Below are 15,561 nucleotides of genomic sequence, written 5' to 3' on the forward strand. Positions count from 1 at the left end.
GGGAAGTGGATGGTATGATAAGCATGACTCGATCCTTTTTTCTGTGATTTTGCGTTTTGGGAACAAAAATTTCGCAAATTTAGGATCGAGTTTCTTTGATACTCCTACCATTTTGACAAGCTATTTAGCGGTAAAATTGACCGAAAATCCCTCCATGGAATTGAAATAAATAAAATTTATGATGATATTAGAGAAAATGAAATTGAAGAAACTCTAACTTCAACTGAAAAGACAGTTAAATTACTTTGGCAAAAATTTTTTCCAAATATAACTATTAAACAGGAAGATAATTTCTTCGATATTGGGGGGCATTCACTATTAGCAACACAACTAGTGTATTTACTACGCAAACAATTTAATGTTGATTTTCCTCTAAAATTATTATTCAGTACTCCTACCTTGCGCGATATGGCAACCTCAGTTGATATTTATCTGAACAATAATGAAAAAAAATTAGATAATGAAGGGGAAGGCACATTTATTTGCGATGCTTTCATCCAGCATGATTGGATGCATACGAGACAATTAAACTCATCAAAAAGCATTAATGTATTACTCACTGGAGCTACTGGTTTTTTAGGTATCTATTTACTTCGTTCTTTACTACAACAACTCACCTGTAAAATAATTTGTTTAGTCAGAGCTACAGATAGTAGTGCAGGGCTGAACCGAATAATAAAAAATGCACATATCTATGGCATCGGTCATGACATTGATTTTTCACGTGTTGAGGTTGTGGTTGGAGATGTTGCTAAGGAAAACTTTGGTTTAACTGAAGAGGAATATCAGTCATTATCAGAAAGTGTATCTAAAATATATCATGCTGCTGCCCATATTAATTTTATTCTTCCGTATAGTTCTGTTAAAGAAGTTAATGTTGATGGTATATTGGAAATCATTAATTTTTGTTCTCATTATGAGCGCAAGGAGCTTGAATATGTATCTACGATTGCCGTATTTCCTCCAGACTACCCTAAACAACCAATAACAGAAGAAAGTCTTCCAAACTACCCGAATTCACTATCTATCGGTTATACCCAAAGTAAGTGGGTAGCAGAGCAGTATGTACAGCAGGCTAGATATCAAGGTGTCGATATCAATATTTATCGGATAGGGCGTATATCAGGTGATAGTGTTACTGGTGCATGTCAAGAAGAAGATTTTTTATGGCGTCAAATTAAAAGCTTTATTCAAATGGGAATCGCGCCATACCCTGAATTACTAAGTACTGATCTATTGCCTGTTGATTTCGTCAGCAAAGCTATTGTGGCATTATCAGTATCTAATAAGATACATGGTCACCAAAATTTCCATTTATTTCACCCAAAAGGTACTGATTTTACACCTATATACCTAGCTATCAGACAGAAAGTACATGATATAACAACTACTTCTGAATCAGATTGGTTAGAAAAGCTCGAAAAAATGGTTGTCAAGGGCGATGACGTAGCTTTAGGTTCACTAATCCACCTTTTTAAAGAAAATGCATTGAATATTGGTAATAATACTTATAACAACCAAAGCACTCACGAAGCTATTAAATCATTAGGGCTTGATTTTCCAGATATTAATGTGAAAACTTTCGAAAGATTACTTTCTTATTTTATGGATAAAGAAATCATATAGCTATATAAAACTTAGCGTAATTAACATGTTAAATACTAAGGAGAAATGATGTTTGAAGTTGTATTCGATAAATATATAGAAGCAGTTTTGGAAAAATCACCAGAAAAACTCGCTTTTCTATTTTCTGAGGACGGTATTCTTAAATTACCATTTCGTACCAGCCGCGATATAATTGAGGGGCAGTCACAGATACTTGAGCATTATTCAACAAGTTTTGGTCAGGCGCCTCTGATCTTTACATCTGTTCAGAATATAGAACTATATTCTACAAATAATTCCGATACTTTTATTGTTGAATATCAATTGAATGGTAAGACATTGCCACATAGAAAAGATTTTTATTGTTTATATATTAATGTATTTAAATTAAATAATGGTAAAATTAAAGAGTTACATGATTATGAGGATGTCCTTAACCGAGAAGCTATTTTTTCTTGATTCTTGATTCTTGATTCTTGATTGTTAATAAGTGCTTATTTACAAGCCTGTTCATTATGAAATTTTATTACGAACAGGCTATTAGCTCGGCTCTTATTAAAAGAGATTCCAAATAGGGGGGATGTTTTCCTGGGAAACCTCTAAAAACTCCCAATACAAAAAATAAGATCAATTTTTCACTCCATCGACATAAAATTGGCTTTATTGTGTGTGGCTTTTTCTTGCTTTTTCAGATGAAAGAATAAATTAACGTCTTTTTCATTATATTCTGAGATTAAAAGGCATGAATACCTGATTTTCCAAAATAAACCAAACGTTGCAAATCATAATAGATTGCCTCGGTGTCTTTCTGGTGTCGTTTATTTTCTGTCCAGTTATCAGGATTTATCCTGACGGATTTGTTCATTCTTTTCTGTCTTATTGTGCTGCTTAGGAACCGGAATCAACGTAGCATCAATGACTTGGTCGCCTTGAGGAATAAATCCCTGTACCCAAAGCTGATGCTTATCCTCTTCAAACAAAGCCCTTTCTTCTCAGGTGGTTCCGTCAATCAGATTTTTTACCTACTTTAATCTAAGCTATAGTTTCTTTTTGGAAACTAACTTAAAAATATGCTAGATATTACTTTGTAAATTTTCTAAAAACGTTAATTATAGTTTCTATTTTGAAGTTATTTTTGATGCTGTAGCTAGGATTTGGCAAGAAAAAAGAGATATTTTTCCTTAAGCTAGAGTATGTGAGGAGGTGAACAGAATGAAGAACCATGAACAACATGCGATTGAAATTCGTGGGGCAAGACAGAATAACCTTAAAAACATTGAGTTACACATTCCCAAAAATATCATCACAGTATTTACAGGTGTTTCAGGCTCCGGCAAAAGTTCTCTTGTGTTCAATACCATTGCCGCTGAGTCTCAAAGGCAGCTCAATGATACTTTTCCTCCTTATATCCGACATCGCTTGCCGTATTATGGTCAGCCGGATGTGGATGACATAAATTACCTCACCACCGCAATTATCATTAACCAAAAACGGATCGGTGAGAATGCGCGTTCTACAGTCGGCACAGCATCGGATATTTATACTTTACTGCGATTGTTATTCTCTAGAATAGGGCATCCCTTTGTTGGCTATTCCAATATATTTTCTTTCAATCATCCATCTGGTATGTGTCCTAATTGCGAGGGATTAGGCATTGCCAGTGCGATAGATATTGAAAAGTTAGTGAATAAAAACAAGTCATTGAACGAAGGAGCTATTGAATATTCGACATTTGCGCCGGGAACCTGGCGATGGCGTCGGTATGTTCACTCCGGTTTGTTTGATAATGATAAGAAAATTGTAGAGTACACTTTGGAAGAACGCAGTCTTTTGCTTTATGCGGATAATATCACGCCGACATCTCCTCATCCCGATTGTCCTAAATCAGCGCGTTTTGAAGGAATTATCACCAGATTTATACGAAGTTATCTTGTGAAGGATAATAAAGAATACAAAAATGAAGAATTCCAGGACATTGTTGCATTGAAACAATGTCCTGCTTGTCACGGGCAGCGGCTGAATAAACAAATTATTTCATGTTTGATTCAGGGAAAAAGTATCGGTGACTGCGTAGAAATGCCAATAACGGAGTTGAAAAAATTTATTGAGACATTGGATAACGCTTCAGTACTCCCCCTGATTGATACTTTAAAAGCCCGTTTAACCTCAATGTGTTCAGTTGGCCTTGGTTATTTAAACCTTAATCGGTCAACAACAACGCTGTCAGGTGGAGAATCCCAGCGGTTGAAGATGGTACGCCATTTAGGCAGTAGTCTTACGGGTATGACTTACATCATTGATGAACCCAGTACTGGTTTACATCCTGCTGATATTGCAAAGCTTAATAATCTGATTCAGCAGTTGTGTGATAAAGGCAATACCATTTTAATGGTTGAACATGACCCGGATGTGATTAAAATCGCAGATCATGTGATTGATTTAGGCCCTGGTGCCGGGGACAATGGCGGAACCATTACTTATCAGGGGGGAGTAGATGGCCTGCGTAATTCCAAAACCTTAACAGGAAAATTTCTATCTCAGCCACTCAAAATCAACCAGAATCCGAAGAAACCAGTTAACTATATACCTGTTAGAAATGCTACCCGGCATAACCTGAAAGATATTTCTGTCGATATTCCATTGGGTGTGCTGCTTGCCATCAGTGGTGTGGCTGGATCAGGGAAAAGCTCCCTGATTATGGGGGAAGTTGTTCCTAAATGTACAAATGCTGTTATTATCGATCAGAAGCCCATTCACACCTCAAAACGTTCCCATATCGCTTCATGGAGTTGTGTTTTTGGTCCTATCCGAGAACATTTTGCATTGGCTAACAGCGTGGATAAATCATGGTTTTCCCCTAATTCCAAAGGAGGATGCCATGAATGTAAAGGATTAGGAGTAATCGAAACTGATCTGGCCTTTATGGATTCGGTGACCTTACCTTGCGAAGCCTGTCAGGGACAGAAATACAATAAAATAGCCTCAGGCTATAAGTACAAAGGTAAAACCATTATTGATTTGATGAATATGAGTATTACTCAGGCGGCAAATTTTTTTAACGGAGATAATCAAATCTATCCAGTGTTATCGCATATTCAAGATGTTGGATTGGGTTATGTGCGTCTTGGAGAATCTCTTGATCACTTATCCGGTGGTGAATGCCAGAGACTGAAATTGGCTACTTACCTTAATAATAAAGGTGATATATATCTTTGATGAATCAACAACTGGCCTTCATCCTTCAGATGTCGCTGGGCTTATCGAGCTTTTTCGCCGTTTTGTCGAGAAGGGTAACTCAGTTCTGATCATTGAGCATAACATGGACGTTATTGCAGCAGCGGACTGGATTATTGATTTAGGAGAGCATGCGGGAACTAAGGGGGGGCAGATCATGTTCAGCGGCACACCACAGGTGATGGTTGAGCAAGGGAATTCGCTAACTGCAGAATATTTACGACAACACTGTAAAGATACACGAACCGAAGAGAAGGTAGTATGAAAACGGATAACCAGAATATTTATGATGTTGCAATAACACCTTTTGAAGAGGCATTAAGCAGGCTCCAGTGTGTTCTGGTTGCAAGAAGGACTGCGACAAATCCAGAAGGTATTTCTTGGGAACAATACGATACCTTGTATTTAATTCGGCAGTATCAATCGATCAAACCCAGTGTTATTGGTGAAAAACTGGGCTTTGCCCGTTCGAAAACATCTAAGATCCTGCGGACGCTAAAAGATAAGGCATTAATTGAACAGGAGGCAGGAGAAAGCGATAAGCGTGAACTGGTCACTCAATTAAGTCAGAAGGGACTCATATTTTTGCAGCGGGCGGAATCCAGTAATCACAATATGGCTGATATTATCGCGGCTGATATGTCTCAGGGGGAAATCGTCATATTTACAGAATTGTGTAATCGTGTCGCAGCTCTTCTCTATGCGCAAACACCAATGTTAGATTAGATGTGAGATCGCAGATATGCTACATCTTGCTCCCGATGCGAATAAAGCACCCTGAATTGCTCGATTAACGAGAACTGTTCAGGGAGTCGGACATCAAGAGTGCTGAAGCCTTTTTTAATATTTATTTTCCATTTCAATCCATTGCAGTTTTTTTCATGCCTTTGCAAGGGATCATCCAAGAGGTGCCAGTACTGGTGCTTGGCGGGGAGTTGAGATCCTTGTTTGATCTTGCGAATTAGTGCATGGGGTGAAGTAATTTATGCAAGAGAAAAACTGCACCTTTTTGTTTATAAATTAATACTACTCTTAGACATCCTGCTTAAGGAAAATTTTATGGCTTATTCTTTGGGACGTATTGGGAGCTTTATTGAATATGAAAAAAGTCAGGGAAGGCAGTGGAGAAAGAAGGGAATAGGACAATTATATTATTCTAACTTTGTTACTGGAGGTTCACGCTATAATTACCCTATTTTATGGATTGTACTCGACTCACGGGGCAACCTAAAGAGTGTAAGTTATGAAACTGGCCACCATATGGGATACACCTTATATCTTAACGACATCTGGTTTGAATATAATGTTAATCACCATGCCAGAGATGTGCGCGCCGCTGTTGGTAGTATTCGCCAGTTTTGGCCTTAAAAAAGACGCTGATATTGACAGTATTTACTCATATCACATTCCCGCCGTTTAACGGCGGGATTGATCACTGCTTTGTGACATGTCACACCATCAAAATTATAATTTTACCTTATGCCAGCCTAACGTAGTCCAGCACGCAACCTCACCAGAGAAGAAACTCTCGGCCACGGGGAGATTGTCACCACACTCGCGCTCCGGCCGCCGCCTTAGTGCCCGATTGCGTTTTAGCATATCCAGTTCTTGATTATCGAGGAGTAATTCTATTTTAGTAACGCCAGATTTTCTCTGGCGTTGACGCTGGGCGGCTTTACGTTCTGCGGGAGATTGAGCTATTGGATTTACCACCGATCATGAGTCAAACGACACAAACACATGTCTTCAAGAGCAGGTAGAACAATATCCCATTCGTCAATTATGCCGGGCAAACAAAACCCGTTCAGTGACTTGCGGCTCAGCAGCAAGAGTTAAGCTGAAAGGCAACAACCCTATTTAAAGAAAGCTGGGAAAGTTTAGGGTATCGGATGTTGGCGAAAGAATTACGTAAGGAAGGCTTTACTATTGTGTTTTACACAAACCTGTTCATTTATTGTTTGCCAAAAAATGAACAGGTTTGTTATGATGGCACCACCTTTAAACTTGGAAAATAAGGAGGTTAATTATGATGTTGTGTGGTTTGATCGAATACTCACACTCCTTGGGTAATCGCCAGAGCTCAGGCTTTCACAGTATTTCACTGCGATAATTCTGCCTGAGCGAAGCTATCCAAAAATTCCTTCCTCAGTTTACAGGGTTGTCGTCCTGACTTTACCCGGGTATTTTCATACCTAAAAAATGAGTAAGCCATGAGCACATTATTATCTGTAAAATCAATCCATTACGAGACTCCAACTACAATTTTACTGAACGATGTCTCTTTCACTGTTCAGGTTGGCGACCATATCGGTTTGATTGGCCATAATGGAAGTGGAAAAAGTACGCTATTAAAGTTACTGACAACACAATGTTCCCCCAACAATGGCACAATTCACTATGCCGGTCACTGTGTGACTGCCTTTATCGAGCAACATTTATCAGAAAATCTGCAAAATTTGCCATTGATTGATGTGCTTCTGCAAAAATTACCTGCTGATGAACGTACAACAGAACGCTGGCGTGCGGAAGTTCTCCTGACACAGTTGGGTTTTGCTGAAACCCAGTGGGCACAGCCTGTTAGTCAGCTCAGTGGTGGGCAACACACACGTTTGCTACTGGGCAGAGCATTAATACAGGAACCAGACCTGCTATTACTGGATGAACCAAGTAATCATTTGGATTTACCTACCCTATTGTGGCTCGGCAATTTTCTTCAATCCTGGAAAGGAAGTTTTGTTTTGGTTTCCCACGATCAGGCTCTGCTTGATAAAGTCACCAATTGCACATGGATATTGCGCGACAAGACTCTTCATTTTTATCGCTTACCCTGTTCCAGGGCTCGTCAGGCTCTCGCAGAAAAAGATATGAGTGATGAGCACCGTCACCGGTCTGAACAGAAAGAAATTAATCGTATCGCAGCCAGTGCCAAACGCCTTGCAATCTGGGGACGCGTTTATGATAACGAGGATCTGGCACGTAAAGCGAAACAGATGGAAAAACAGATTGATCGTCTGAAAGATGTACAGACAGTGTTAACTGAAGGTTACCAGTGGCAGCTGACACTAACCGGCCAGCCTATTCAGGCTGATCGCGTTCTTGAACTTGACCATGCCACAGTCACGGTACAGGATAATCTGAACCCATTATTTACTACTCGTTTTCATCAGGTAAAGAGTGGTGATCGCATTGCTATCATCGGTGCCAATGGTTGCGGTAAATCAACCTTTTTACAATTGCTATGGCAACGTTATCTCTCAGAAATACGCCACAGTTCCGAGATCAAATTCCATCCAACCATTACAGCAGGCTATTATGATCAACAGTTACACCAATTGCATGATAATGACAGCCTGACAGATGCATTACGTCCATTTGCAGCACTGACAGACGAACAGCGCAAGATGGCTTTGATTGGTGCCGGTTTTGCTTACCCGCGCCATCAACAGAAAGTGATTACTCTCAGTGGGGGTGAACGTTCAAGGTTGCTGTTTGTAGGGCTGAGTCTGGCAAAGTATGAATTGCTTATAATGGATGAACCGACCAACCACTTGGATATTGAGGGTAAAGAAGCTCTGTGCGAGCAAATTGCGGCATTTGGTGGTGCATTACTCGTTGTTAGCCATGATCGTTGGTTGATCGAAAACAGTTGTCAGCGTTTCTGGTTTATCAATAACAACCAGTTGGAGGAGTATCACGATGTTGAGGCTATTTATCAGCAAATTGAACAGATAAACCAGCAGCCAAGTAAACAGAATGAGTACATTGGCTATGCATCTCATATTGCCGACGGTGGGTTAAAACCAGCCTTATTGTTACTGGAAGAGCAATTACTGGAGCGACTGTTTCAGCTTGAAGAAAAACTGGAAGCTGACAAGAATCGCAAGATGACTCATCAGAAACCACACCTTCAGCAACAATGGATAGAGGAGATACAGAAAATACAAGCTCAGTTGAACCTGTAATTCGTTATTCGTAACAGGTGTACGCTGACCTGAAAATGGTAATACTACGGTGATGCCTGACCTTTCTACAAGGCTCGCATCACCTCATAATATCATACAAGGGCTTAATAATCTTTGTGTTACCATGATATTGGTGAGTGATGTTGCCCTGAGATGTAAGACAATATGAAACCAGCTCTGTTGGCTTCATATTGTCATCAAATTAACTTGTATTTATTATCCTTAAGTTATGTGTTTATGATTTCTCTACGAATAATGGAAACTGCACTGACAATATTTTCGTGATAACAATCATCAATCACTCTGATCGTCAATGGAGTGTGTGACCACTGTGAAAGATTATTATCCGGTATTTTCGCTACCAATTGATTCATCAATAACCCAATCCCTTCTTTATGGCACGGATTTATTTTACCTGCTTTAAATAAAGTGATTTTCGAATGTGTTAATTTTCCACTTAAATCACAATTGACCATTTTGCCTTCAATGGGTACGGTTTCTAACACTTTATTGATATAAGTGTCGCTTGCTCCCTTTTCTTGCAATATGCGTGTAATTTCATTATAGGCATATGACATATCAAAATTATTTCTCAGTGCTTTTATCTCATTATTATTAATGATGGTATCCAATATAAATAACTGAATATCTTTTGCGCCGAACTGTTCAAATTGGAATGCAATCTCCATCGCTAATTGCCCACCCAGTGACCATCCTAAAATACGGATGGGTTCATCAATAGATATTTCAGTCAACATTAACTTCAGGTAGATTTGGGCTATCTGTTGTAACGAGTCAATTTGATTATCTGTGCAGAGATTATAATTATCGATGCCGATACAGTTATAGATATCCGATAAGGCATTCGCCAAAGGTTCATAGACTTCACTCCCGCAATTGGCTGCATGGATCATAAATAATTTGTTTCTCGCCGTTGATGTTGGCGTTAAAAAATTAAGCAGATTGGCTTGAGAACGGCCTGATTCCAGCCATTGGGATAACAAAGAAATACATTTATGGCTAAACAGGATATTTAAAGGAATATCAATACCTACTTTACTGCGCATGGCTCCGGTCAGTTTAATCGCCATCAGCGAGTTACCCCCCATACGGAAGAAATTATCCGCGATACCAATGCGTTCTATACCCAGTATTTCTTGCCAGATAGCACATAGCTGAATTTCCAGTCGATTGCGGGGAGCAATATAGCTGTCCCTGTTTCCCCATACAGGTTCTGGCAGGGCGCGACGATCCAGCTTGCCGTTCAGCGTCAATGGCACGGACGCAATGAGGGTAAAGCTGGCGGGGATCATGTATTCCGGCAAACGGGCGGAAAGGTGTTTAATCAGGCTTTCATCAGACAATCCGCCGTCTGTACTCTCGGTTACCAGATAAGCCGCAAGAATACTGTTCCCTTTATGTTCACGGTCAATCACCACCGCTTGTTTCACCTGAGGATGGGTAGTGAGGCCGCTTTCGATTTCTCCCAGTTCAATACGGTACCCGCGGATCTTGACCTGAAAATCGTTGCGTCCAAGGTATTCCAGTTCACCGTTTGGCAACCAGCGCACGATATCACCTGTTTTATACAAGCGGGTGTAACCTTTGGCTCTATCTTCTGCTGTAGCAAATGGATTTGCCACAAAATATTCAGCGGTCAGTTCAGGCCGATTCCAGTATCCCCGGGTCAGGCCAGCACCGCCGATATGCAGCTCTCCTGGTGCTCCGATGGGAACTGGATTGCCATCACCATCAAGTACATATAGACGAGTATTGTCGATGCCTTTGCCGATAGCTCGATCTCCGTCCTGCAATAAATGCTGGGTTGCACAGACGGTAATTTCAGTCGGACCATATTGATTGAATACTGTAATTTCTGGGCGTAAATTCAGTGCATTCAAGGCTTCGCCGCCAGTATGGATAATCTGCAAGGTAGATTGAAGCAATTGAGTGGAAAAATGGTTCATCAAAGCGGTTGGAATAAACGCCTTGGTAATTTCATGCGTATTGATAAATGCCAACAGTTGTTCACTGTCTTTTGTCACAGAGACAGGAGCAATAAACAGGGAACTGCCTGCCAGTAAGGCAGGGAAGATCTCAAAGACAGAAGCATCAAATACGTAATTGGAGAAAAAGAGTGCCTTGGTTTGCGGGCACAGCAAATGTGTTCGGGTGATAAATTGGCTTAAATTATTGATGCTGGAATGCTCAATCATAACGCCTTTGGGCTGACCGGTGGTGCCAGAGGTATAGATGATATACGCCAGATCGTTGGGCTTATTTATTGGCGTCAGATTTTCCATTGGCAGGTCTGCCGTAATAATCCGATCATCTGTCGATATCAGTGTTGGTTGCTCTGAAAGTGTTTGAGAATATTCCGCCAGTGCCGTCAGATGTCGTTGCTGGGTAATAACACAAGAAGCCGCAATATCGGACAGAATAAAGCGGATTCTTTCCGGTGGATATTCCGGTGAAATGGGCACATAAGCGCCGCCGGCTTTTAGTACGGCCAGAATACTGACCACCATCTCCAGACTGCGATCAAGATAAAGGGCTATTAGTGTATCTGCCTGCATAGGCGCATTAAGCCGTTGTTGGTAATGCTCACGGATGACACAAGCCAATTGGTTTGCCCGCTCATTGAGCTGGCAGTAGGTCAGTGTTTCTCCTTCAAATACCAGTGCTACGCTATCAGGTGTTTTTTCTACCTGAGCCTCAAACAATTGTTGCAGGGTTTTGTCCTGCGGATAAGGCGTATCCGTCTGGTTCCAATTGTGCAACAGGGTATGGCGCTCTTCTTCACTGAGGAACGTGACTGATGTATGTAGCTGGTATGGATCGCAGGCGACGACATGCAGAATACGTTCAACCTGATCAAGCAAGCGTTGGGCTTGTTTACCTGTTACCCACGCTTCGCCATAATTCAATGTGACAATCAGGCTGTTGTCTGGTTCATAAGCCGTCAGTGATAAGGGATAATCGGTTTTTTCGATGGCATTGCGGAACGTTAAGGTATTTTCGATACGGTCACTGTCCGCACCTTCACCAATTGAGGGCGCAGGGTAATTTTCAAAAACCAACAAGGAGTGGAATAAACGCTCCCCGTCAGATTGTAAATTGGTGAGTGATACGGCGCTGTAGCTGTTAAGCGCAGCGATATCTTTCTGTATTTCCTGTAAAACGTCAATAATACTGTTTTTCTCCCTCCACTGAACCATCAACGGCAAGGTATTGATATACAAGCCGACACTGGACTCAATGCCTGCTACCGGCACATCGCGTCCTGATACTGTGGTGCCCACAATGGTTTGTTCATCCCCGGTGTAACTGTGCAGCAATTTGTGCCAGGCAAATTGCAACATGGCATTTAACGTAATACCTTGCTCACGGCACATTTTTTTAAGCTGCTGATAAACATCACCCTGTAGGGTGATAGTTTGCTCCATCGGGTTTTCTATCGCTTTTATCTGTGCTAAATCAACATTATGGCTTAACAACGCTGAGAGATCATTTATGCCGTGGAATTGTGCCTTGCGTTCAGCCCAATATGCTTCAGCTTCTGATTTATGATCCAAATAGTATCGCTGGGTTGCCAGATAAGCATTATCTGCAACTATCTGGGGGACTCGCCCCAGCGTGAGTTCGTTGTAATACTCATGCACGGTCTGCAATAGAATCGGATGACTCCAACCGTCGATAATAGCGTGGTGTTTTGTAATCAGTACAGTGACCAGATGTTCATGTTGTTTAATGACGGTAAAACGAATTAAACCGGGCTGACTGAAATCAAACGGCAGGGTACGGTCATACTGTTGAATGGCATCAATTGCACAGTTCCGTTCTTCTTCGGGCAGTGGGCTGATATCTTTGATCCCGAAGTTTTCCGCACGAATACTTGCGCCTTCGGTGGCAATTTGCAACACCTCTTCGTCCCAGTTAAATGCTGTTCTGAGAATGGGAAAACGCAGTGAAGCCAGCGCCCATGCTTGCTGATAAGCGGGAATATCCAAATGGGTATGATAATCCAACAGGAGTTGCACACGGTAGGCATCGTCTTGCGACTGGGTCAGATGATGATAAATAAAACCCTGTTGCAAGCTGGTGGCTGGGTACAATGCTTCAATCTGGTATCTCTGTTGAAGATGGCGCAACAGCTTGATTGAAATCCCTTCAATACCGTAATCACTGGGGGTTTTTATCCCGCCAGCTTGAGCCTGTTTTTGCCCCGTGGTGATGACGGAATAGAGTGCCCGCTCAAATGCGGTGATAAATACCGTTGTCTGCACTTCTGACAAGCGGGAACTGACACTGAATTGCAGTTTACCCGCTTGAATAAGGCCATTAATATTCAGCAAGAGATGGCTATGATTATCCTCTGCCACCGCAATCCCGCAATCATCGCTGGTCAGTGACCAGTTTTGTCCGGTTTCTCCGCCCAGTTGTCCGAGGTAGTTGAAACTGATCGCCGGCAAATCGCCGGTCAAATATCCGGCCTGACGCAATGCACCATAGCCAATGCCTTTATTCGGCACCTTACGAAGCATCTCTTTGGTGTGAATAATGGTTTCTGCAATATCAGCCTGCATGACCAGACGAACAGGATATACAGTTGTAAACCAGCCAATGGTTTCGGAGACGTCGAGTGTGCTGTCGATGGTTTCCCGACCATGGCCTTCGAGCGTGATAGGGTTAACGGGGTTTGAGAAAACAGCCTGCAATGCCAGTGCGAGGGCACTGAGCAGTAAATCATTAATTTCAGTCTGATAACCGGAATTAGCTTCACGCAGCAGAATATCCGTCAGTTCAGCGGATATAGCCAGCCTCTGATGACTGGCTTCACCGGATACCGGGTGAACGTTGTTTCCTGCAATGACTTGCTGCCAGTAGGCAATTTCCTGTTGCTGGCATTCTGCATAGTGATGGACGGCACTGACCCATTGCCGATAGCTGCTGGTTTTCGCTGGCAGTGTTTCGCCTTGCAATAATCTGCGCATATCTTCGGCAACAATTCGCCATGACACGACATCAATAATCAGGTGATGAAATGCGAAGAACAGTCGGGCACTGCCATCTGCGTATCCGGTCAGGTGGCCGGCTTGCCATAGTGGCCCGTTGGTATAATCGAATCCGCTCTGCCATTGGGTTAATTGCTGGTGTTGTTCAGCTTCATTCAAGGTACTGATATCACAATGCAGTAAGCCGGGTAACCAAGACGGCATTTCTGCGGGGTAATATTGGCGATTTTCCTGTTTTGTCGCTATAAAACAGGCGCGCAGCATATCATGTCGCTCAGTCAGGGTGATCAAAGCCTGTGCAATCGCGGCGTACTTGATATCACCGGGCAGCCGGATCATAAATGCCTGATTCCAGTGGTGCGGACTGGATAAACGCCAGTTAAAGAAATCCTGTTGGATAGGTAACAGACCAAACTCGCCATTTAATAAACCTTGCTCTGCAATGATTTTTTCTGTGGAAGAAGTCTGGATCAGCCATTGTGCCAGTTGAGCCACGGTTGGTGCGGCAAAAATCGATTTGACCTGAAGGGAAAAACCCGCCTGACGCAGTCTGGAAACCAGTTGGATACTGACAATCGAATCCCCGCCAATGCGGTAAAAATTATCTTCAATGCCAATCTGTTCCAGCCTCAAGACCTCCTGCCAGATGGCACATAATTGAGCTTCCAGCGCATTGCGGGGAGCCACATAATTGTCGCGATCCCCCAAAGTCGGCTCAGGCAGGGCATGACGATCCACCTTGCCATTCCGGGTCAGGGGCAGGGTTTCAAGGCGGGTAAAGCTGGCAGGAACCATATATTCCGGCAGACGATCGGATAAGTGAGTGGTCAATATTTCATCGGATAATAGGCCTTCTGTGACCAGATAAGCCGCCAGTGTTTTATGGCCGTTATGTTCACGATCAATCACTACCGCCTGTCTTATTTGTGGATGGGCAGTCAGGGCATTTTCGATTTCGCCCAGCTCAATGCGGAAACCGCGCAGCTTGACCTGAAAATCATTGCGGGCAAGGTATTCGATATTGCCGTCTGGTAACCAACGGGCGAGATCACCGGTTTTATACATTCTTGCTCCCGGCTCCGGGGAGAATGGATCGGTGAGGAAACGCTCTGCCGTCAGTTCAGGGCGATTCAGATAACCGCGGGCGACGCCATCTCCCCCAATATGGATTTCACCCGCCGCTCCGATGGGAACGGGCCGGCCCAGTTTGTCCAGAATATAGATGCGGGTATTACTGATAGGCTGCCCGATAGGGAGTGTTCCGTTTTCATTTTCATCTTCGATCACTGGAATGTCGTAGGCGGTGGCGAATGTGGTGGTTTCTGTCGGCCCATAAACATGCAGCAGGTGGGCGGGCACCTGTTCCGCTTTCAGGCGGATGGCGACCCGGTGATCACTTTTTTCGCCCCCGAACAGGACATAACGCAGGCCTGACAATGACGGGGCAATTAAACGCGCATATTGGTTAAACAGGGCCGTGGTCAGGAACAGGGCGCTGACTTTTTCTGATGACAGGTACTGACCAAAATGGGTGGGTTGCAACAGGGTTTTTTCCGGGATCAGCAGAAGACGGGCACCCTGTACTAAGCCAGCCCATACTTCCCACGTGGCGGCATCAAATGAAATATTGGCACAATGGGCGATGCAGTCATCGGGACCGATATCGGCAAAGCCATTGTTGATAATCAGGCGCAGGACACTGCGGTGCTCGACCATCACGCCTTTCGGCTGTCCGGTGGAGCCGG

10 protein-coding genes are annotated in these 15,561 nt (G+C 42.8%); 7 read left to right on the forward strand and 3 right to left on the reverse strand.

The genetic code is table 11. The features are described from left to right. The first annotated feature begins 273 nt into the window (after positions 1–273). Entirely contained in the window at positions 274–1,626 is a 1,353-nt protein-coding gene (locus tag AACQ81_RS17320) for a thioester reductase domain-containing protein (RefSeq protein WP_336885690.1), read from the forward strand. Positions 1,627–1,674: 48 nt separating this feature from the next. Beyond that, positions 1,675–2,064 (forward strand): nuclear transport factor 2 family protein, encoded by a 390-nt coding sequence (locus AACQ81_RS17325; protein ID WP_237388079.1) that lies wholly within the window; start codon positions 1,675–1,677, stop codon positions 2,062–2,064. 377 nt (positions 2,065–2,441) lie between these two features. Here the strand turns inward: AACQ81_RS17325 and AACQ81_RS17330 are convergent, their stop codons facing one another. Then, complete coding sequence (locus AACQ81_RS17330; RefSeq protein ID WP_443089567.1) at positions 2,442–2,585, reverse strand: hypothetical protein; 144 nt, start codon at positions 2,583–2,585, stop codon at positions 2,442–2,444. A gap of 232 nt (positions 2,586–2,817) precedes the next feature. On the opposite strand from AACQ81_RS17330, the gene AACQ81_RS17335 reads away from it, so the two are divergent. From AACQ81_RS17335 to AACQ81_RS17350, 4 genes are all read left to right on the forward strand, one after another. After that, a complete protein-coding gene (locus AACQ81_RS17335; protein WP_237388080.1) occupies positions 2,818–4,821 on the forward strand; it encodes an ATP-binding cassette domain-containing protein in 2,004 nt (667 codons plus the stop codon). A gap of 103 nt (positions 4,822–4,924) precedes the next feature. Then, positions 4,925–5,104, forward strand: coding sequence for a hypothetical protein (locus tag AACQ81_RS17340; RefSeq protein WP_237388081.1), 180 nt, complete (start codon positions 4,925–4,927; stop codon positions 5,102–5,104). Beyond that, complete coding sequence (locus tag AACQ81_RS17345; protein WP_237388082.1) at positions 5,101–5,565, forward strand: MarR family transcriptional regulator; 465 nt, start codon at positions 5,101–5,103, stop codon at positions 5,563–5,565. Before AACQ81_RS17340 ends, AACQ81_RS17345 begins: the two co-directional genes overlap by 4 nt. Positions 5,566–5,898: 333 nt before the next feature. Further along, entirely contained in the window at positions 5,899–6,207 is a 309-nt protein-coding gene (locus AACQ81_RS17350; protein WP_237388083.1) for a hypothetical protein, read from the forward strand. Between the two features lie 96 nt (positions 6,208–6,303). Here the strand turns inward: AACQ81_RS17350 and AACQ81_RS17355 are convergent, their stop codons facing one another. Next, positions 6,304–6,552, reverse strand: coding sequence for a hypothetical protein (locus AACQ81_RS17355; protein WP_443089568.1), 249 nt, complete (start codon positions 6,550–6,552; stop codon positions 6,304–6,306). 497 nt (positions 6,553–7,049) lie between these two features. On the opposite strand from AACQ81_RS17355, the gene AACQ81_RS17360 reads away from it, so the two are divergent. Then, positions 7,050–8,801: an ABC-F family ATP-binding cassette domain-containing protein gene (locus AACQ81_RS17360; RefSeq protein WP_237388084.1), complete on the forward strand. Its 1,752-nt coding sequence runs from the start codon at positions 7,050–7,052 to the stop codon at positions 8,799–8,801. Positions 8,802–9,028: 227 nt separating this feature from the next. Here the strand turns inward: AACQ81_RS17360 and AACQ81_RS17365 are convergent. Continuing rightward, the coding region (locus AACQ81_RS17365; RefSeq protein ID WP_272903114.1) for a non-ribosomal peptide synthetase at positions 9,029–15,561 on the reverse strand (6,533 nt) is incomplete at its 5' end.

Origin of the sequence: Xenorhabdus sp. Sc-CR9 (assembly GCF_963897815.1) — a bacterium.
Lineage (GTDB): Bacteria > Pseudomonadota > Gammaproteobacteria > Enterobacterales > Enterobacteriaceae > Xenorhabdus.